This is a genomic window from Arthrobacter sp. MYb224 (assembly GCF_002975455.1).
In the GTDB taxonomy this organism is placed as follows: Bacteria; Actinomycetota; Actinomycetes; order Actinomycetales; family Micrococcaceae; genus Glutamicibacter.
This window is the reverse complement of sequence record NZ_PCPU01000004.1, coordinates 83314-101394: the sequence shown is the minus strand read 5'-3', so window position 1 is coordinate 101394 and position 18081 is coordinate 83314. Positions and strand designations below refer to the sequence as shown.

The following is an 18081-nucleotide window of genomic DNA, read 5'->3' as shown; positions in this document are numbered from 1 at the left end:
GCGCGCGGTCGAGGAGGTGGAACTTCCTCAAGGATGCGGTGGAGTCCGTCGGGCCGGCACTCGATGTCTCATTGAACGAGAAAACTTGGTCTTTGGTTACGTCTGCTCATTTCGAGATTGCCACGAGCGGCTTTGCGCCTCGGTCGGACTGTCGGGCCGCCAATAGCGCGCAACGCCGAGCTGGCTTAGGGTGGGGTCGTAGAAACCCGGGTTGGCGGTGCGTGTATTCGCCAACTTCGGTCCGCGAATTATTCTGTCCCCGGCCCCAAGGCGCGGGAAATGCCACGGGCCGCGGTCCGCAGCGCCATGACGGCCGAAGGCAGCAGATCGGAACCCCGCGGAACCACCACGGACAGCACGGCCAGCGCGTGGCCATGGCTATCGAGGATCGGTGCGGCGGCGCCGGTGGACTCCGGGTCGATGAACCCGTCGAAGGTCGCGAACCCATTGCGCCGGATCTCCGCCAGCTCGTGGCGCAGCTTCGGGTGCCGGGAGAGCATGGCCTCTGCATGGCGTTCGAGATAGCCCTCCAGTACGCTCGCGGGGGAGTAGGCCAGCAATGCCATGCCCATGGAGGTCAGATGCACCGGCATCCGCCCGGCCACATTGGCCTGGTTGACCACGGAGCCGGGTCGGGAGAGCCGCTCGATAACCAATACGTCATCCTCGTGCAGCACCGCCAATTGAGTATTCTGGCCCACCAGCTGGTTGATGTCCTCCATGAAGGGCAGGGCCGCTTGGCGCAGGGTCAGCGTGGAAGCGCTGCGGTTGGCCAGCTCCCAGAGCCGCAGTCCCAGGCGCACCTGGCCATCAGGCTCGCGGGCCAGCAGGCCGTGGGCGATCATGCTTTCCAGCAACCGGTAGGTGGTTGCCCTGGGCACGTCCGCCCGGCGGGCCAGCGCATTGACCGTCAGCGTTGGATTTTGCGTGTCAAAGGAATCCAGGATCCGCACCAAGCGGTCCAACATTGAATCCCCGCTGGGCGAATTGGCCATGGCTCTACTCTATTCCAGCAGAATCGCTGAACCCGATTGCTTGGTGTTCCAGCTCGTTGATCAAGCATTCTCCCTGAATTTCCGGTGAACTAACTGTTCACTATTCATTCATCGATTTTAATCATTTAGGGGGATAGATTCTTTTCATTGAGAGAATCGACAGCGATAGCAGGGGAATGATGGGTCAGAAAAATGCACAGACCGTAGTGGCGCTCGCGATGGTCGGGGCACTAGCTCTGAGTGGTTGCGATAGTGCATCAAGCGATACCGAAGCCCAATCCTCGGCTGAATTGTCGAAGCAGCCAACTTCTGAGTCATCGACTATCCCAGCTGATCACCTGGAATCGCCCCCTGCGCAGCCGGCGAAGCCAGTAAAGCCTGCTGCGCTTGCTGAGAATACCGACAAGGGGTTGGGGGCGGCAGCCAACTACTGGGTTGAGTTGCGGAACTACGCTGTTGCAACTGGAGACACCGAGCCCTTCAGGGAATTCTCTGCTCAGGATTGCATTCTTTGCGAGAAGCTAGCTGTCCAGATCGATGATGCCTATGCTTCGGGTGGTCGCATCGAAGGCGGTGAATTCTCTGTTGTAGAAGTTTCAGGTGTTACGGACCAATTCGGCGAAGAAGACGGGGCCGAGCAAGTCTCCATGGCGATTCTCAAATTGGAGCGAGCCGCCGGCGAAGTGATTGACTCTGATGGCAAAACAACAAAAAGGATTGAACCAGTCTCATGCGATGAAGTCGATTCGAACTGGGACGAGGTTGCCTACGATCAAGACGGAGAATTCATCGGATCCATCTGCAGTTTGGTTGCTTCGAATCCGGAATTCGTCGATTCAACTGGCTGGCAGCCGTTGGATGTGATGGTCAACGCGCAGTGAAAGTCTTGGATCCCACGGAGCCCTAATCGCCTCGCTCGATTAGGGCATTTTTGCCACGTACCGGCAGTTTTGCAAAGTGAAGAAGCCTTGAAGCTACGCTCGCCAACTGCTAAAGTTCATACTACGAACAGAAGTTCACAATGTGAACAATACGCAGCGATGGAGCAGTGGATACATGCAGCAGGCCTACCTATACGACGCAATCCGTACCCCGTTCGGCAAAATCGGCGGAGCCCTTTCCTCCCACCGTCCGGACGACCTCGCGGCGCACGTAGTGCGCGAGCTGGTAGCCCGTGCTCCCAAGCTGGATGTTGCAGACATCGACGAGTCGATCTTCGGCAATGCCAACGGCGCCGGCGAGGAAAACCGCAACGTGGCCCGCATGGCCACCCTGCTCGCCGGGCTGCCAACCTCGCTGCCGGGCACCACGATGAACCGCCTGTGCGGCTCCTCGCTGGATGCCTCCATCGCGGCCTCCCGCCAGATCGCTACCGGCGACGCGGACCTGGTACTGCTCGGCGGAGTCGAATCGATGAGCCGCGCCCCATGGGTGCTGCCGAAGACCGAGCGCCCCTTCCCGATGAGCAATCTCGAGCTGGCGAACACTACCCTGGGCTGGCGCCTGGTCAACCCGGCCATGCCGGGACAATGGACCGTCTCGCTGGGCGAGGCCACCGAGCAGCTGCGCGAAAAGCACAGCATCACCCGCGAGGATCAGGACGAATTCTCCGCACTTTCGCACCAGCAGGCGGCAGCGGCCTGGGACGCGGGCAAGTACGACAATCTGGTCGTTTCGGTGCCGCCGGCGAACAAGCGCGGCACCGAGTTCACCCGGGATGAAACCATCCGCGCGGATTCCACCGCCGAAACCCTGGCCAAGCTGCGCACCGTCTTCCGCACCGGCGAGAACGCCACGGTCACCGCCGGCAACGCCTCGCCGATGAACGACGGCGCCTCGGCTGCCTTCATCGGCTCGGCGCGTGGCGGCGAGCTGCTCGGCGCCGCCCCGCTGGCCCGCATCGTGTCCAACGGCGCCTCCGCGCTGGATCCGCAGTTCTTCGGCTTCGCACCGGTCGAGGCCGCGAACAAGGCCCTGTCCAAGGCCGGGCTGAAATGGTCGGATATCGCCGCCGTCGAGCTGAACGAAGCCTTCGCGGCGCAGTCCCTTGCCTGCATCCGCGCCTGGGATATCGACCCGGCCATCGTCAATGCCTGGGGCGGCGCCATCTCCATCGGCCACCCATTGGGCGCCTCGGGCCTGCGCATCCTGGGCACCGTGGCCCGCCGCCTGGCGGAATCCGGTGAGCGCTACGGCGTGGCAGCGATTTGCATCGGTGTCGGCCAGGGCCTGGCGGTAGTCGTCGAGAACGAAAACGCAACCAAGTAGTTCCGCTGCTTGGGTCTGGAAACTTCGAGAAAGGCAGAATTATGGCACCACGTATTGCCACCTCGGCGGCCGACGCCGTCGCCGAAATTAAGGACGGCTCAACCGTCCTGATCGGCGGCTTCGGCAACGCCGGCCAGCCGATGGAACTGATCGACGCGCTAATGGAGTGCGGCGCCAAGGAGCTGACCGTGGTCAACAACAACGCGGGCCAGGCCGACGCCGGGCTCGCGCTGCTGATCAAGGAACGCCGAGTCAAGAAGATCATCTGTTCCTTCCCGCGCCAGTCCGACTCCTGGCACTTCGACGAGGCCTACCGGGCCGGCGAGATCGAGCTCGAACTCGTTCCGCAGGGCAACCTGGCCGAGCGCATCCGCGCCGCAGGCGCCGGGATCGGCGGCTTCTTCACCCCGACCGGCTACGGCACGCTGCTGGCCGAAGGCAAGGAAACCCGCGTCATCGACGGCAAGGGCTATGTCCTGGAAACCCCGATCAACGCGGATTTCGCATTGATCAAGGCGCTGAAGGCCGACACGCTGGGCAACCTGGTGTACCGCAAGACCGCCCGGAACTTCGGCCCAATCATGGCCACCGCGGCCAAGCAGGCAATCGTGCAGGTGGACGAGGTTGTCCAAGCTGGCAGCCTTGACCCGGAGAACGTCATCACCCCGGGCATCTACGTGGATACCGTCGTGGCACTTGGAGGAACTAAGTAATGAGCAACTACTCCAGCACCGAAGAAAAACTGAGCCGGGACGAAATGGCCCAGCGCGTCGCCGCAGACATTCCTGCCGGTGCCTACGTCAACCTCGGCATCGGCCAGCCGACCAACGTATCCAACTTCCTGACCGGTGAACAGGGAGTTACCCTGCACACCGAAAACGGAATGCTGGGCATGGGGCCGGTGGCCACCGGAGAGGATATCGACGAGGATCTAATCAACGCCGGCAAGATCCCGGTGACCGAACTTCCCGGGGCCTCCTTCTTCCACCATGCCGATTCCTTCGCCATGATGCGCGGCGGGCACCTGGATGTCTGCGTACTCGGAGCTTTCCAGGTATCCGGTGCCGGAGACCTGGCCAATTGGCACACCGGGGCAGAAGGCGCGATTCCTGCCGTCGGCGGAGCCATGGATCTGGCCATCGGCGCGAAGCAGACCTGGGTGATGATGAGCCTGTTCACCAAGACCGGTGAATCAAAACTTGTCGAAGCGCTGTCCTACCCGGTGACCGGATTGGGCTGCGTCTCGCGGATCTACACCGAGGTGGCGATCTTCGAACTGCGCGATTCAAAGGTCTTCGTGCGCTCCAGCCATGGACTCAGCTTCGAGGAACTGCAGGCCAAGGTGCCGGTAGAACTAACCAAGGCCTAGAACACAGTAGATTAGTGGGGGTGCTTCCGAATGATTTCGGGGCACCCCCAATTTTCATAACCCGCGCGCCGCACGGTAAGGCGCGTGCAAGGAGCACGGTGAGCGAGCAGGCAGCAAATAGTACGTCCGTCCAGTCCCTGGCGCGCGGTCTCCAGGTGATCAGCAGCTTCGACGCGGAGCACCCGTCGATGACGCTCTCCGAGGTCGCGGTGCGCACCTCGCTATCGCGCGCCACCGCACGCCGCTTTCTGCTGACCCTGCAAGATCTGGGCTACGTCCGTTCTGACGGCAAGCATTTCGAGCTGACCTCCAAGGTTTTGCAGCTTGGCTACGCCTATCTGTCCAGCGCCACGTTGCCGCAGCTGATCGAGCCGGTATTGGAAGAGCTCTCGGCCACGGTCCATGAGTCGGCCTCGGCCTCGGTGCTGGACGGAACCGAAATTGTCTATATCGCCCGCGTGCATACCCGCTCGATCATGCGGGTCGGGATCTCGGTGGGCACTCGGTTCCCCGCGGTGAATACCTCGATGGGCCGGGTGCTCCTGGCCTACCAGCCCGAAGCGGTGCGCGAATCAGTGCTGGCTGCCGGGGTTCATGCGACCACCGGGCTGGGCATCGGCAGCGCGGATCAGTTGCGCGTGGAGCTGGAGCGGATCCGCGCGCAGGGGTTCGCCGTGGTGGACCAGGAGCTGGAAATCGGGTTGCGCTCGGTGGCGGTCCCGGTTTTCACTTCGGAGGCAAGCGTGGCGGCCGCGATGAATGTGTCGATGAGTGTGCACCCCAATTCGGCGTTGAGCGCCGAACAGGCGGCGGAAGCCGTCCTTCCCGAATTGCTGAGGGCCGCCGAGCAGGTGCGCGAAGCCCTGGCCGCGAGCCGCTGAGCAGCTACAGCTCGCGCGCATCGCGCCGGATCGGGTGGTGCTCGGGAACCTGCACGAGCACGATGCGGGTCCCATCGGGATCCTGGATCCAGCCTTCGATGAGCCCCCATGGTTCTGTGAGCGCTTCGCGGAGGATCGGCACTCCCTGGCCAGTCAGCCGCTCCAGCTGGGCCTCCACATCGCGGACCTGGATCCACAACACCAGGGAGGAGGCAGTCGCCGGGTCGCGTTGGCCGGAGACCTCCAGCAGTCCGTTGCCGAGGAAAAACACCACGCCGCGGTGCTCGGGCGGGCCGAATTCGCGGGACACCGCCAACTGCAGCACGTCGCGGTAGAAGCTCTGGGTTTCGGCCAGGTTCACGGGCCGCAGCAGCACTCGGCTTGAAAGAATTTCCATGGGCACCAATCTATCCGGCGGCCGCTGTGCAGCCTAGCGCCGCGGAGGCGCAGATCTCCGGTGGAGAATATGGAGGCTGACAAAATATTTGTTGTAACTTCAACTAAAACCTGTAATGTTGTCATAGCGGAGTCCGTTGCCGCGACTAAGCGGCCACGGAATCCTAGCCATCGCCGGGCCCGGCCCGGACGCAAATCAAGAGGAGTTGATCCGCCATGACCGACCTACTGAGCGACATCCGTTCGGCAGACTGGAACCACACCGCCGAACCCGGCGCGGTAATCCTGTTCTTGCACGGCTTCGGCTCCAACGAAAACGATCTGAGCTCGCTGGCGGAGCCGCTCGGGTTCAAGCTGCCTTGGGCATCGCTTCGCGCTCCGCTGGAACTCGGCAACGGCGGCGCCGCCTGGTTCCAGATCACCACCCCGGGAGTGCCCGACGCGGCTCCCGTCGAGGCGGCTACCGCGGCCATCTGGGCTTGGATCGATGAAAACGTCGATGCCGGCACGAAGGTCATCCCGATCGGGTTCTCGCAGGGCGGTCTGATGGCCAGCCAGCTGCTGCGCACCCGTCCGGAGCGCGTAGTTGCCACCACAATCCTCGGCGGATTTGTGCTCGGCGGCGAACAGCCGGCCGATGCCCGGCTCGCCGCTCAGCGTCCGGCAGTGTTCTGGGGCCGCGGCACCGAGGACCGGGTGATCGCCCCGGTGGCGATCGCGCGCACCACCGACTTCCTGCCCCAGCACTCGTCGCTGACCGAGCGCACCTACCCGGGCCTGGCCCACGGGATCAACATCGAGGAACTGGACGACGTGCGCAGCCACGTCACCGAGGCGCTGGCCGCCTTGCCAGCCGCCAAGGGCTGAGCCCGCTGGCGCCTTTCACGATCGGGACCTTCGATTTCGGTGAACCGGCCAGCGGCGCCCAAAGCCAGTTGCCGGAGCGCTACGGCGAATACTCTGAAGAGAAGCTGGATCTGCTGTTGCGGATAGGTGCGGAAGAACACGGACATCTGGATCGTGAATCCTTTTAAGCTATGAGGCATCCCTTTTTTCTGGCCCGGAGTAGGGCTTGGTGGGCTGTCGCCGGGGCAAGCGCTGAGCTGAATCGGGCCGCTGGCCACGGATGTTCTGCCAGCGGTGCGCGCAGTGCCGAAGCAGTAGCCTTGGCGAGCACGGGTAATCTTGGTTCATGGCCACGGTAGACCGAACGTTGATTGAAATCCGCGAGGCAATCGCGAAACTGCATCGCGCCGCGGCACACGACCAGGATCCGCAGCGCGCCCATGCGGCACACTGGCTCGATGGACTCTTTGAAAACGTTGAATCCCGTGCGCAATTGCGCGAGGCGGCCAGGCAGGCCCTGGAGCTCTATCGTGGCGGAATGGGTTCTTTCCAAGACGTGGGTACCGCGGTCATGGCCGAGGCCGTGGACGGACTGCGCCGTGCGCTTAGCGCAGCCCGCTCGTGGTTGCTGCGGGACTAATCGCGGCTCGTTGAGCCCGCTGGAAGAATGAGGCAAATTTACCGGCAGCGCATTGGCGCGACGGCCGAACGCCGCGGCAAACCCCGACAACTCCAAACCGCCTAGGGTGCGGTCGGTTCGGGTCTCCTGTCGGTGGGTGAAGTGCGAATCGGATTGCCAGTTCCGCGCATTTGATGACTGCGCCGCAACGTTGAACGCTCAACACAGAAAATGCAGTCCCAAGGGAAAGCCCGTGGGACTGCATTGGCAGGGTGTGAAAGAGCTTAGGCGGTTACGGCCAAGGCATCGATTTCCACGAGCATAACCTCGTGCGGCAGGTCGACAAACACCGTGGTGCGGCTCGGAAGCTGGCCGCTTGGGACGTTCTCCTTGATGAACTCGCCGTACACCTCGTTCATGGCGGCAAAGTCATCGCGCGTGGTCAGGTAAACACGGAACATGATGACATCCTCTACTGAGGAACCGCCAGCTTCCAAGATGGCCTTGACGTTTTCCAAGGTACGCCGAGTCTGTCCCTTGACATCGCCGGCGGCGATGTATTCGTTGCTCACCGGATCCATTGGGCCTTGGCCGGATACCTGAAACATGCCACCTTTCTTGATTCCTTGGCTGAAGGTATGCGCCGGGGCAGGGGCGTTGTCAGTCCGGACGATTTCCTTATTCATAAGGTTTTCCTTTCGGTTGGGATGAAGCCAAGGTCGGCGGAAATCGCCTCGGCAACGGATTTGATCTCTGGCACTAGGGCCAGCAGCTCTTCCTGGCTCAGCAATACCACCGGTACCGAGCATGAGACGGCGGCCACGACATGGCTGCTAGCGTCCCGGATTGGCACGGCGACGCAGTGCACAAATTCTTCATGCTCTCGGTTGTCGAAAGCGAAGCCCTGTCGTTCGACGGTATCCAAGGCCGTCAGAAAATCTTCGGCGTTGCTTATCGTGTGCTTTGTGTAGCGGTGGTAATTCAGCGACTCGGCAATGTGCTGACGTCGTTCCACGGGCAGCTCCGAGAGCAGCACCTTGGCCACCGCGGTGGCATGCAGCGACGCGGTCAAGCCGATGCGGGAATACATGCGTACCGAGTGCCGGGACTCCAGCTTGTCGATGTACACCACCTCGGGGCCTTCGAAAGCGGCCAGGTGGATGGTCTGTCCCGTTAGCCGGTTTAGTGCGGTCAGATGCGGATGGGCTACCTGAACGATATTTCGCTGTTCCAGGGCGAGTGAGGATAGTTCAAAGAGCTTGGACCCCAATTGGTACTTGCCTTGGTCGTTGCGCACCACGAAGCGGCATTCTTCCAAGGTGTGCAACTGGCGCATGATTGTAGTCTTGTGCACTTGGCTATCGGCCGCGATGTCGTCCAAGCTTTGCGGTTCAGTGGCGATAAGGTTCAGTAGCCCTAGCGCGCGCTTGAGTGTGGCGCTCACGATATTCCTTTACGGTAGATCTGTTCACCGAAAACACTAATGCCTTCAGCTGAAAGGACTGTACCGCTCCACTGGGATTCCTGAAGCTGCAGCAGGTGCGAAATCACCTCTGCCGGGGGGAGATCGCCGCGGTCAGCGCGCACCGTGAGGGTGCAGGCTGCCGCAAGGTGGCCGCGGCGCAAGGCCCGGGGTGTGGTGAGTCCAGCCAGCAGGCCGGAGAGGAAGCCGGCCGCAAAGGAATCTCCTGCCCCGACGGGCTCGATTACATCAACTTGTAAGGAAGGCACTTCAAAGCGTCCTTCCGGGGTTAGCACGATAGCGCTGGTGGATTCATTTTTCAGTACCAGGATCGAAGGATCTGGTAGCAGCTGGCGAATGCGTTGTTCATCGCTGGTGCCGAAGGCCAGTTCGGCCTCGTCCAGCCCCACCATGACGACATCGGCCTTATTGGCCAACTTCTGCAGCAGCGAGGCATCGCGGCCCTGCCACAGCTGAGACCTCCAATTGACATCGAAGCAGATCCGGGCTTGGCGTGGTGCGGAGCAGAGCTCGAGCATCATCTCAGCACAGGAGTCCGAGAGCGCTGCGGTAATTCCGGAGAGGTGGATCAACTTCACGGCGCGCAGTGCAGTCGCCCGGGACGGGTGGCGGAGGAAGGCGCGATCCATGGCGCTCGCTGCCGAACCGGCGCGGTAGTACAGGACCTTGGCGGGGGATCGATCGTGTGCCGGAGCCTTGACATAGAGCCCCGTGGGACGACGATCGTCAGACTCAACGAGGGAAGTGTCCACGCCCCCGGCGTTTAGTTCTTCGGTGATTCGCGACCCGAAATCATCGGCCCCCACCCGTGATACCCAGGAAACATCCACACCCATGGCTGCCAAGCCGAGTGCCACGTTGGATTCGGCCCCGCCCATGGCCAAAGCCATCTCGTGGGCGTGATGCAAGGCTGAGCCGTTGGCCGGAGTCACCATCGCCATGGTTTCTCCGAGGCAAATCACATCGCTCATGCGCTACTTCCTTATGGGTTGAGGGTTTATCGGTGATCGACGCCGGGTGGTGAGTCAAGTCTCGATAAAGCATTGACGGGATCACGGGATCAATGCTAAACATATCCAGGCAACATTTGCAATCATGATTGCGATATACGCAATGAAGGGGTTTTAGTAATGGTTTCATCCAGCAACGAGCAGATCGACGTCCAGCACGTCGCTGAGCTGTCCGCGGAAACCCTCGATTGGCGGCATCAGGCGATCCCGGCGGCTTTCCACGGCCGTACCGTCGACGAATTCCTGGCTGCGGAGCCACATCTGGGCAACCTGCAGACCCCGGTGCTGACCCTCGACGAGGCGGCCATGGCGCATAACCTCCAGTTGCTGGCCAGCTGGTGCAAACGGCACTCGGTGCTGTTGGCACCCCATGGCAAAACCACCATGGCCCCGGCACTGTGGAAACGCCAGCTCGAGTTGGGCGCCTGGGGCTTGACCTTGGCCAATGCCCACCAATTGCGCACCGCCCGAGCCTTCGGCGTGCAGCGGATCATGATCGCAAATTCAGTCACCGATCCACAGGCCATCGCGTATCTAGCGGCCGAAACCGCCAAGGGCGCGCAGATCATTTCCTGGGTCGACTCGGTGCGGACGGTCCGGCTGCTGGAGCGTGAATTGGCCACAACGCCGCAGATTGTCCTTCCAGTAATCGTCGAGCTCGGCGCCCTGAATGGACGCACCGGCGCACGTGCCAACACCGAAGCGCTGGAGATCGCACGATCCGTTGCCGCCTCGCCGCAATTGGCGTTGGCTGGCGTAGGCGGCTACGAAGGCTCACTGGCGCATACCACCGACGAAGTAGCACTCGGTGCCGTGCGTGGTTACCTGCGCCGAGTCGGAGAATTGCACCGATCCGCGCTGGATGAAAAGCTCTACGGCACGGACGAGGTGATCATCACCGCCGGCGGCAGTGCCTATTTCGACGAGGTTGCCTCCGAATTGTCCGAACTGAGCCAAGAAGCTACCGATCAGGTCCCCGCGGTGCAGGTGGTGCTGCGATCGGGTGCCTATGTGATTCACGACGACGGCTTCTACCGGATGATCTCCCCATTGGGGCGACAGGATCCAGAAGCTCCCGAAGCCCTGCGTTCGGCCATGCATGCCTGGGTCCGAGTGGTGTCCCAGCCTGAGCCGGGCCTTGCCATCCTGGACGCCGGTAAGCGTGACCTTCCCTTTGACGAGGGATTGCCCGTGCCACAGGCAGTCGGCACCGGGTTAGGCAGAGAGATGACAGCACTGGAATCGGCGGCAATCACTGCGGTCAACGACCAGCATGCTTTCCTCAGCTTTGACCCGTCGCTGAAGATCAACCCCGGGGATGTAGTCCGTCTGGGACTCTCCCACCCGTGTACGGCACTGGATAAATGGACCCTGCTGCCGGTGCTCGATACGGCTGCCAACAGCAACCCGCGCATCGTTGATGCCGTGCGCACCTTTTTCTAAGGAACATCAATGAGCGAACCGACACTTTTCAGCAATGCCACGATCGTGGACGGCACCGGGGCACCGCGCTACCGTGCCGACGTCCTGATCTCCGAAGGCATCATCAAACGCATTGCCTCGGCCGGCGCCCTGGCGGCTTCCGCGGAAATACGCCAAGTAGACGCCGAATCGCTGGTGCTTAGCCCCGGATTTATCGACATGCACGCGCACTCGGACCTCTACCTGTTGACCGCCCCGGAGCATCTGCCCAAGATTACCCAGGGAGTGACCACCGAGGTGCTTGGCCAAGACGGGATCTCCTATGCGCCGGTCAATGACGAGATCCTTCCGCAGATCCGCGAAAAGATTGCCGGATGGAACGGTAACCCGCAGGATTTCGATTTCTCCTGGCGCAGCGTAGCCCAATACCTCGATCGGCTGGATGCCGAAGACGCGCAAGGCCAGCGCATCGCCACCAACGCCGCCTATCTGATCCCCCAGGGCACCGTGCGCGCGTTGGTTATGGGATTCGGGGACCAGCGCGCCGACGGCGCTCAGATCACCGCCATGCGACAGGTCATTGCCGAAGGCATGGAGCAAGGGGCGGTGGGTCTTTCCAGCGGCCTGACCTATACACCGGGCATGTATGCGAGCACCGCCGAGCTCGGAGAACTGTGCGCCGAGGTAGCCGCACACGGCGGATTCTACGCCCCGCACCACCGCTCCTACGGAAAGGGTGCGCTGGATGCCTATGCGGAGATGATCGAGCTTTCGCGATCCTCCGGATGCGCACTTCACTTGGCACACGCCACGATGAATTTCGCAGAAAATAAGGGTAAGGCGCCAGCCTTGCTCGAACTCATCGACCAGGCCTTGTCCGAAGGGGCAGATATCAGCCTCGACACCTATCCTTATCTGCCAGGCTCCACCACGCTCTCCGCAGTTCTGCCCAGCTGGTCCTCGGCCGGATCCGTGGATGACACCCTAGCGCGTCTAGCAGATCCGCAAGACCGGGCCCGCATCCGCCAGGCCTTGGAAGTCACCGGATCAGATGGCTGCCACGGAGTCGTGGCCGAGTGGGAGACCCTGGAAATTTCATCGGTGCAGAACCCAGCGCTTGCCGACTATGTGGGGCGAACTATCCAGGACATCGCCGCCACAGAACGCCGCGAACCCTTCGAGGTCTTTTGCACGATCCTCACCGAGGATCGGCTGGGGGCAGGCATCCTGCAGCATGTGGGCCACGAGGAGAACGTGCGAGCCATTATGACCCACCGCGTGCACACCGGCGGATCGGACGGGTTGCTGCACGGCGCCAAGCCGCATCCGCGGGCCTGGGGCACCTTCCCGCAATACCTAGGACGGTACTCCCGCGAACTCGGGGTGATGTCGCTGGAGGAAACCGTGCACCACCTCACCGGGCGGCCAGCGCAGCGGCTGAAGCTGGTAAAACGTGGCGAGATCCGCGAAGGCTACGCGGCGGACTTGGTGCTTTTTGACCCGCAGACCGTTGCTGCTGGATCGACTTTTGACAATCCCAAGCAACCCGCCATTGGCATCCAGGCCGTCTATGTCAACGGTGTGGCCGCACTACGCGACGGCCGGCCCACCGGAGCACGGGCCGGACGCGCCCTGCGTCGCACTACAGAAGGAACGCAAGCGTTATGACAACTACTTTGAACCAGCTGCTAGCAGCAGACAAGACCCTTGCAGTGGTGCGCGCGGAGCGCATCTCGGACGCTGCGGAACTAGCGGGGGCACTGGCTCGCGGAGGAATCCGCACCATGGAATTGACGTTCACCACCCCGAATGTACTGGAGCACATCCGCCGTGTGGCAGATACCGCACAGGAGCACGGGGTCATGATTGGCGTGGGAACGGTGCTCAGCGCCGCACAGGCAGAGGCCGCGTTGGATGCCGGGGCCCAGTTCCTGGTCACCCCGGGGCTACGCACCGAGGTCGCCGCGGTAGCCCGAGAACGCCAAGTGCCCTTCAGCCTTGGAGCGCTCACTCCCACCGAAGTTGCCCAGGCTGTTGATCTAGGTAGCGAAATCGTGAAGATTTTCCCAGCTCGTCATGTGGGGCCGGGATATCTCAAGGATCTGCTGGGTCCCTTCCCAGAGTTGAAATTGCTGCCATCTGGCGGCATCAACGAGCAGAATGCGGCGGATTTCTTAGCCGCCGGGGCGCTAGCGGTATGCTGCGGAACCTCCGTCGTGCATCCAACGTTAGTAGCCGAAGGCGCATGGGAGCAGATCACCCAACGCGCACAAAAATTTACCTCTTCACTCGGATAATTAATAGCTTAGAAACGAGGTGGCACCGTGGCCACATTCCTTGAATGGCTCAGACACGATACACTCGGCCTGCTGTTGCTGGCCGCTGCTGGCATCGCCCTGCTGCTAACCCTGATCATCAAGTCCAAAATTGAACCTTTTATTGCCCTGGTGGCTACCGGTGTGCTCGTCGCCCTTGTCGGCGGAGTCTCCCTGACAGATCTAGTCGGAACCCCGGTCAAAGCCTCAGACGCCTTGATCGAAAAGGGCTTCGCCGGCATTCTGGGCCACATCACCCTGATTATCGGTCTGGGTACCGTGTTGGGCGCCATCCTTGAACACTCTGGCGGCGCGCAAGTTCTGCTGGACAGGCTGATCAAGGTTTTCGGCGAGAAGGGGACGCCTGTGGCCATGGGCGTTACCGGTTTCCTATTGGGTATTCCGGTATTTTTCGACATCGGTATTTTCGTCTTGGCGCCATTGGTCTACGTTGCCGCGGTTCGCGGGGGACGTTCGCTCGCGCTGTACGCCTTGCCGCTTCTGGCAGGCTTGTCCGTGACGCATGCCTTCCTGCCGCCGCATCCGGGTCCGGTGGCAGCCGCCGGGTTCTTTGGCGTCTCCCTAGGCTGGATCATTGTTATGGGGCTGGCTTGTGGTATCCCGGCATGGTTTGCTTCAGGCATCATGTGGGGACGCTGGATCGGTGCTCGCGTGCATGTTGAGGTGCCAGGTGAGCACGTGCGCAATACCAAGGAAGGATCTCAGCTGCAGGCACCTGGAATTGGCAGTGTTTCCTTAGCCATTGGCCTGCCGATGGTGCTAATCCTGTGCGCAACCTTCGGCAATGTTCTACTGCCGGAAGGGTGGCTGAAAGACCTGCTGATCTTCACCGGAAATCCAGCTATCGCACTGACAATCGCGGTGTTGCTAGCCATGTGGATTCTTGGTACCCGGCGGGGGATGACCCGTGCGGAACTTTCAAAGGTCACCGGCGAGTCGCTGCGCCCGGTAGGCATGATCCTGCTCGTGGTGGGTGCTGGCGCGTTCTTCGGTGCGGTATTGGCCGCCACTGGCGTGGGGCAAGCCGTAGCCGGTTCGCTGTCACAAGCAGGCCTACCGCTGATATTGTCGGCCTACGTAATTTCCTGCGGTATGCGCATCGCGCAGGGTTCTGCCACCGTGGCTATCGTGACAACGAGCGGCATCCTTGCCCCGACTATGGCATCCGGTGATTTCAGCCAACCCCAGCTGGCGCTGATCGTCATTGCGATTTCTTCCGGTTCCATCATTGCCAGCCATGTCAACGACGGTGGCTTCTGGATTATTGCCAAGTACTTCAACATGTCGGTCAAGGACACTTTGAAAACCTGGACGGTGCTGGAGACAGTTCTGTCGGTGGTTGGTTTCGCCGTGGCCGCGACACTATTTGCGATCGTGTCTTAGCTAGGGAAGCGGACTTTGATTTGCCCCGGAGCCATGAGGGTTCCGGGGCAAATTTTATGTGTAGCTTCAAACCATGAATTACGACGGGGTGACGTCGACGTACCAGTGTTCTACCAACTCCGGCGCATGATCACCGGTTGGACCAGTGGATGCCTCCGGAACTTCGAAGAGCCCTTCGCCGGAGGCCCGTCCAAGAATCAAATTTCCGCAACCGTGATAGGCATCGGGTGCTGAGCCGAACCTAAGATGTGGCCAATTCGCCTAAGGCAACTGCACTGCTGCAGCAGCTAGGCGATCCGGTTGAAACGCGGCCCGCGATAGCCCTCGCGCTCTACCACTTCCTCGAACATTGACAGCGGTCGGGCCCAAAAGCTGTAGTCATCGTAGAGCTTGCGATAGAACACCAGCGGTTCCTCGGTTTCACTGTGCCTGCCCACGGCCAGCACCTCGTAGCGCTGCCCCTTAAAATGTTCGTAAATGCCGGCTTCAACGCTCAACGGGTGGCCTTTCCTGCCAGTAGGTGCAAATTAGCGCGGACCATGTTCGCGAGCACCGCTGCGCTGGTCCAAGAGGTGATTCAAAATAGGGTCCAGCACGGCCAGACCATCGGCCACGCCACCGGTGGATCCGGGCAGGGTCAGCACAAAACTGTTCCCGGCGAACCCGGCGACGCCACGGGTCATGATCGCCATCGGGGTCATCGCTTCGCCGCGCCGGCGGATGGCCTCGATGATCCCGGGTAGCTGCACATCCAGCAGCGGGGCAACCATCTCCGGTGACTGATCATCCGGGGAAACTCCGGTTCCTCCGGTGACCACCACCACGCGGGCTCCGGCGGCAAGCTGCTCTTCCACGGCAACGCGCACCGGCAGCCCATCGGCGGCCACCAGCGGCTGGGCGGCAGCAAAGCCGCGTTCGACGAGCCACCGGGCAATGACCGGGCCCGTCTTGTCCGTGGCGGTTCCGGCCGCGCAGCTGGTCGAGGCAACAACGACCGCGGCTCGGTCACCGGGGACTTTACCGCTCATTGTCACGAGTCCAGTCCCCGCTCTTTCCGCCGGACTTGGACAGCACCTTGATGCCGGTGACTTCGGCGTGCTTGTCTACCGCCTTGGTCATGTCATACAGGGTCAAGGCCGCGACGCTGGCAGCGGTTAGTGCTTCCATTTCCACCCCGGTGACCCCCTTGGTGGTGACCTGTGCGGTGATGCGCACGGTGTCTGCCTCGGCCGTAAAGTCCACCGATACCTTGGAGATCGGCAACGGGTGGCACAGCGGCACCAGTTCCCAGGTGCGCTTAGCCGCCATGATGCCTGCCACGCGGGCGGTGCCCAGCGCCTCGCCTTTGGGCAGGTTCCCGCTCATCAGCTGCTCGATGACATCGGGGCGGGTAACGAACAGCGCCTCGGCCGTGGCCACCCGCTTGGTGACGGTCTTGTCGCTGACATCCACCATGTGGGACGTGCCATCGGCGCGCAGGTGGGTGAGGCGTTGGTTCTCAGACATTAAAGCTCCAGGTTTCAATTTCTGCGCCGGCGGGCAAATGGGTCAGCCCCACCGGTAGATGGACTAGCGCATCGGCTCGGGCAAGATCATGGATCAGGTGCGAGCCCGGAGCGAGCACGGTGACCTGCCCATCTGCCAGCATCGCGCGGCGCACCTGATGTTTGGACTCGGGGGAGCTGACCTCATGGGCAAGCACTCCGCGCGTTGCCCGCGGCTGTGGAAGTGCTGCGAAGGCGCGCAGCAACGGGGCGAGGAAGAGCTCGGCGGAAAGCAGCGCGCTGACCGGGTTCCCGGGGAAGCAGAGTACCGGGGTACGCGAACCATCTGGGTTTTCCAAGCTCGCATGTCCCTGGGGCCCACCGGGTTGCATCGCCACATGGTGGAAGTCGCCGCCCAGGGGTTCGAGCACCTGGCGAACTACTTCGAATGCCCCGGCACTGATCCCGCCAACGGTGAGCAGCAAGTCAGCCTGCGCGGCATGCTTCAAGAGATGTTCTGAGAAAGCCTGCGGATCATCGGGCAAACGTGCCACCGAGACCTCGGCACCGTAGTCCCGCAAGAGGGCGGCGAGCATCGGGCTATTGGCATCCGGGATGCGAGCCGCCGCGACCTCGGAACCGGGGGCGGCCAGCTCGTCGCCGGTGGTGCACAGCAGCACCTGTGGTCGAGCTTGCACCGAAACTCGATGCACGCCGCTGGCCGCCAGCGCGCCTATCAAGGTGGGGGTCAGCAACTCGCCGGACTCGGCCACGACCGCGCCGCCGGCCAGTTGTTCGCCGGCCTCGCGGATGAAACGCCCCGCGCCGCTCGGCCGTGTAAAGGTGGCCGTGCCGCTCGGCGTGCCGGCTCCTGCCCGAACCAGCACAGGGAAAGCTGCTGAAACCGTCTCCTCGATGGGAACCACGGTGTCTGCCCCATAGGGGATGGGAGCGCCGGTCATCACCGGGATGACGGTACCGGGTTCAAGCTTCAAACGCGGGTCGCCGGCCGCGGCGGTGAAACCGAGCGGGAAGGTCAGCGGGGATTGACTACTGGCCGCGGCGAGCTGCTGCGAGTGAAGGGCGTAGCCGTCCATCTGCGAATTGGTAAAGGCGGGGATCGGCAGGGTGGCGGTCATTTGCGCGGCGGTGACCCGACCGGCGAGCGCAGGGTGGCCGACGCTCAAGAGTTCCGGCGCTTCGCCGCGAAGGCGCTGCAGCATTGGCGCCAGCAGATCGCGCACATGGACGCGGTGGGATTCGAGAGTGCAACTCATGAAGGGTGGTTACCCGCCGGCGAAGGGTGGAAGCACATCAACGGTCAGCGGTTTGCCGTCTGTTTCATCCCCGGCGGTGCGCAGCGCACCGGTATCGCGGCGGACCGTGCCGTTGACCAAGAAACTTCCGGCGTTGAGCACTTTTGCCATCTCTTGGCCGTACTTTTCCTGGAGTCCGGCGCGTAATTCCGCGAGCGTTGTCACGGTTGGCCAATGCTCCTCTTCGGTGCCGGCGGCCTGGGCGGCGGCGGCGAAGTAACGGATCAGGATCGAGGTCATATCTCCATGCTATCTTGTGCGTAGCGGGCAGGT

General features: G+C 62.1%; 21 protein-coding genes. 11 read left to right on the top strand and 10 right to left on the bottom strand.

What is annotated here, in order from left to right:
- Positions 1 to 248: 248 nt before the first annotated feature.
- Positions 249 to 995: an IclR family transcriptional regulator gene (locus tag CQ017_RS09040; protein ID WP_105553441.1), complete on the bottom strand. Its 747-nt coding sequence runs from the start codon at positions 993 to 995 to the stop codon at positions 249 to 251.
- Positions 996 to 1171: 176 nt separating this feature from the next.
- Here CQ017_RS09040 and CQ017_RS09035 point away from each other — a divergent pair, with 176 nt between their 5' ends.
- The 5 genes from CQ017_RS09035 to CQ017_RS09015 all read left to right on the top strand — a co-directional run bounded on the left by CQ017_RS09035 (position 1172) and on the right by CQ017_RS09015 (position 5513).
- Positions 1172 to 1876, top strand: coding sequence for a DUF6318 family protein (locus CQ017_RS09035; RefSeq protein WP_105553440.1), 705 nt, complete (start codon positions 1172 to 1174; stop codon positions 1874 to 1876).
- A gap of 175 nt (positions 1877 to 2051) precedes the next feature.
- Positions 2052 to 3263, top strand: coding sequence for a thiolase family protein (locus CQ017_RS09030; RefSeq protein WP_105553439.1), 1212 nt, complete (start codon positions 2052 to 2054; stop codon positions 3261 to 3263).
- 41 nt (positions 3264 to 3304) lie between these two features.
- Positions 3305 to 3976 (top strand): 3-oxoacid CoA-transferase subunit A, encoded by a 672-nt coding sequence (locus CQ017_RS09025; RefSeq protein ID WP_105553438.1) that lies wholly within the window; start codon positions 3305 to 3307, stop codon positions 3974 to 3976.
- On the top strand, positions 3976 to 4632 hold the full coding sequence (locus CQ017_RS09020; RefSeq protein ID WP_105553437.1) for a 3-oxoacid CoA-transferase subunit B: 657 nt from the start codon (positions 3976 to 3978) through the stop codon (positions 4630 to 4632). Before CQ017_RS09025 ends, CQ017_RS09020 begins: the two co-directional genes overlap by 1 nt.
- Positions 4633 to 4730: 98 nt before the next feature.
- Positions 4731 to 5513, top strand: coding sequence for an IclR family transcriptional regulator C-terminal domain-containing protein (locus tag CQ017_RS09015; RefSeq protein WP_181150521.1), 783 nt, complete (start codon positions 4731 to 4733; stop codon positions 5511 to 5513).
- Positions 5514 to 5517: 4 nt separating this feature from the next.
- On the opposite strand, the gene CQ017_RS09010 is transcribed toward CQ017_RS09015, so the two are convergent.
- The gene (locus CQ017_RS09010; protein WP_105553436.1) at positions 5518 to 5910 is read right to left on the bottom strand and encodes a VOC family protein; all 393 of its coding nucleotides are present in this window, start codon (positions 5908 to 5910) and stop codon (positions 5518 to 5520) included.
- Positions 5911 to 6125: 215 nt separating this feature from the next.
- Here CQ017_RS09010 and CQ017_RS09005 point away from each other — a divergent pair, with 215 nt between their 5' ends.
- Positions 6126 to 6776, top strand: a complete 651-nt coding sequence (locus CQ017_RS09005) for an alpha/beta hydrolase (RefSeq protein WP_105553435.1) — start codon at positions 6126 to 6128, stop codon at positions 6774 to 6776.
- Between the two features lie 325 nt (positions 6777 to 7101).
- Positions 7102 to 7395 carry a DUF6966 domain-containing protein gene (locus tag CQ017_RS09000; protein ID WP_105553434.1) on the top strand — a complete coding sequence of 98 codons (294 nt, stop codon included), beginning with the start codon at positions 7102 to 7104 and terminating at the stop codon, positions 7393 to 7395.
- A gap of 263 nt (positions 7396 to 7658) precedes the next feature.
- Here the strand turns inward: CQ017_RS09000 and CQ017_RS08995 are convergent, their stop codons facing one another.
- Genes CQ017_RS08995 through CQ017_RS08985 form a run of 3 tightly spaced genes read right to left on the bottom strand, consistent with a single transcriptional unit; the run spans position 7659 to position 9828 of the window.
- Positions 7659 to 8060 (bottom strand): RidA family protein, encoded by a 402-nt coding sequence (locus CQ017_RS08995; protein ID WP_105553433.1) that lies wholly within the window; start codon positions 8058 to 8060, stop codon positions 7659 to 7661.
- Entirely contained in the window at positions 8057 to 8818 is a 762-nt protein-coding gene (locus tag CQ017_RS08990) for an IclR family transcriptional regulator (protein ID WP_105553432.1), read from the bottom strand. The genes CQ017_RS08995 and CQ017_RS08990 overlap by 4 nt, the downstream gene beginning before the upstream one ends.
- The gene (locus tag CQ017_RS08985; RefSeq protein ID WP_105553431.1) at positions 8815 to 9828 is read right to left on the bottom strand and encodes a sugar kinase; all 1014 of its coding nucleotides are present in this window, start codon (positions 9826 to 9828) and stop codon (positions 8815 to 8817) included. Before CQ017_RS08985 ends, CQ017_RS08990 begins: the two co-directional genes overlap by 4 nt.
- Before the next feature lie 159 nt (positions 9829 to 9987).
- On the opposite strand from CQ017_RS08985, the gene CQ017_RS08980 reads away from it, so the two are divergent.
- The 4 genes from CQ017_RS08980 to CQ017_RS08965 are packed head-to-tail and all read left to right on the top strand — an operon-like array spanning position 9988 to position 15008.
- Positions 9988 to 11310, top strand: coding sequence for an alanine racemase (locus CQ017_RS08980; protein WP_105553430.1), 1323 nt, complete (start codon positions 9988 to 9990; stop codon positions 11308 to 11310).
- Between the two features lie 9 nt (positions 11311 to 11319).
- The gene (locus CQ017_RS08975; protein ID WP_105553429.1) at positions 11320 to 12957 is read left to right on the top strand and encodes an amidohydrolase family protein; all 1638 of its coding nucleotides are present in this window, start codon (positions 11320 to 11322) and stop codon (positions 12955 to 12957) included.
- The gene (locus CQ017_RS08970; RefSeq protein ID WP_105553428.1) at positions 12954 to 13586 is read left to right on the top strand and encodes a bifunctional 4-hydroxy-2-oxoglutarate aldolase/2-dehydro-3-deoxy-phosphogluconate aldolase; all 633 of its coding nucleotides are present in this window, start codon (positions 12954 to 12956) and stop codon (positions 13584 to 13586) included. The genes CQ017_RS08975 and CQ017_RS08970 overlap by 4 nt, the downstream gene beginning before the upstream one ends.
- Positions 13587 to 13613: 27 nt before the next feature.
- Positions 13614 to 15008: a GntP family permease gene (locus CQ017_RS08965; RefSeq protein WP_105553427.1), complete on the top strand. Its 1395-nt coding sequence runs from the start codon at positions 13614 to 13616 to the stop codon at positions 15006 to 15008.
- Between the two features lie 287 nt (positions 15009 to 15295).
- Here CQ017_RS08965 and CQ017_RS08960 read toward each other — a convergent pair whose 3' ends face one another.
- The 5 genes from CQ017_RS08960 to CQ017_RS08940 are packed head-to-tail and all read right to left on the bottom strand — an operon-like array spanning position 15296 to position 18048.
- Positions 15296 to 15505, bottom strand: a complete 210-nt coding sequence (locus CQ017_RS08960) for a DUF1653 domain-containing protein (protein WP_105553426.1) — start codon at positions 15503 to 15505, stop codon at positions 15296 to 15298.
- 30 nt (positions 15506 to 15535) lie between these two features.
- Positions 15536 to 16036, bottom strand: a complete 501-nt coding sequence (locus tag CQ017_RS08955) for a molybdopterin-binding protein (RefSeq protein WP_105553425.1) — start codon at positions 16034 to 16036, stop codon at positions 15536 to 15538.
- Positions 16026 to 16514 (bottom strand): cyclic pyranopterin monophosphate synthase MoaC, encoded by a 489-nt coding sequence (gene moaC, locus CQ017_RS08950; RefSeq protein ID WP_105553424.1) that lies wholly within the window; start codon positions 16512 to 16514, stop codon positions 16026 to 16028. Before moaC ends, CQ017_RS08955 begins: the two co-directional genes overlap by 11 nt.
- Positions 16507 to 17769 (bottom strand): gephyrin-like molybdotransferase Glp, encoded by a 1263-nt coding sequence (gene glp, locus CQ017_RS08945; protein ID WP_105553423.1) that lies wholly within the window; start codon positions 17767 to 17769, stop codon positions 16507 to 16509. Before glp ends, moaC begins: the two co-directional genes overlap by 8 nt.
- A 9-nt stretch (positions 17770 to 17778) precedes the next feature.
- Positions 17779 to 18048 (bottom strand): MoaD/ThiS family protein, encoded by a 270-nt coding sequence (locus CQ017_RS08940; RefSeq protein ID WP_096285432.1) that lies wholly within the window; start codon positions 18046 to 18048, stop codon positions 17779 to 17781.
- Positions 18049 to 18081 lie beyond the last annotated feature (33 nt).

Excerpts from the sequence above, each read along its gene's own strand:
- CQ017_RS09040 (WP_105553441.1), bottom strand. The coding sequence starts at position 995 with ATGGCCAATTCGCCCAGCGGGGATTCAATGTTGGACCGCTTGGTGCGG.
- CQ017_RS09035 (WP_105553440.1), top strand. The coding sequence starts at position 1,172 with ATGATGGGTCAGAAAAATGCACAGACCGTAGTGGCGCTCGCGATGGTC.
- CQ017_RS09030 (WP_105553439.1), top strand. The coding sequence starts at position 2,052 with ATGCAGCAGGCCTACCTATACGACGCAATCCGTACCCCGTTCGGCAAA.
- CQ017_RS09025 (WP_105553438.1), top strand. The coding sequence starts at position 3,305 with ATGGCACCACGTATTGCCACCTCGGCGGCCGACGCCGTCGCCGAAATT.
- CQ017_RS09020 (WP_105553437.1), top strand. The coding sequence starts at position 3,976 with ATGAGCAACTACTCCAGCACCGAAGAAAAACTGAGCCGGGACGAAATG.
- CQ017_RS09010 (WP_105553436.1), bottom strand. The coding sequence starts at position 5,910 with ATGGAAATTCTTTCAAGCCGAGTGCTGCTGCGGCCCGTGAACCTGGCC.
- CQ017_RS09005 (WP_105553435.1), top strand. The coding sequence starts at position 6,126 with ATGACCGACCTACTGAGCGACATCCGTTCGGCAGACTGGAACCACACC.
- CQ017_RS09000 (WP_105553434.1), top strand. The coding sequence starts at position 7,102 with ATGGCCACGGTAGACCGAACGTTGATTGAAATCCGCGAGGCAATCGCG.
- CQ017_RS08995 (WP_105553433.1), bottom strand. The coding sequence starts at position 8,060 with ATGAATAAGGAAATCGTCCGGACTGACAACGCCCCTGCCCCGGCGCAT.
- CQ017_RS08985 (WP_105553431.1), bottom strand. The coding sequence starts at position 9,828 with ATGAGCGATGTGATTTGCCTCGGAGAAACCATGGCGATGGTGACTCCG.
- CQ017_RS08980 (WP_105553430.1), top strand. The coding sequence starts at position 9,988 with ATGGTTTCATCCAGCAACGAGCAGATCGACGTCCAGCACGTCGCTGAG.
- CQ017_RS08975 (WP_105553429.1), top strand. The coding sequence starts at position 11,320 with ATGAGCGAACCGACACTTTTCAGCAATGCCACGATCGTGGACGGCACC.
- CQ017_RS08970 (WP_105553428.1), top strand. The coding sequence starts at position 12,954 with ATGACAACTACTTTGAACCAGCTGCTAGCAGCAGACAAGACCCTTGCA.
- CQ017_RS08955 (WP_105553425.1), bottom strand. The coding sequence starts at position 16,036 with ATGAGCGGTAAAGTCCCCGGTGACCGAGCCGCGGTCGTTGTTGCCTCG.
- moaC (WP_105553424.1), bottom strand. The coding sequence starts at position 16,514 with ATGTCTGAGAACCAACGCCTCACCCACCTGCGCGCCGATGGCACGTCC.
- glp (WP_105553423.1), bottom strand. The coding sequence starts at position 17,769 with ATGAGTTGCACTCTCGAATCCCACCGCGTCCATGTGCGCGATCTGCTG.
- CQ017_RS08940 (WP_096285432.1), bottom strand. The coding sequence starts at position 18,048 with ATGACCTCGATCCTGATCCGTTACTTCGCCGCCGCCGCCCAGGCCGCC.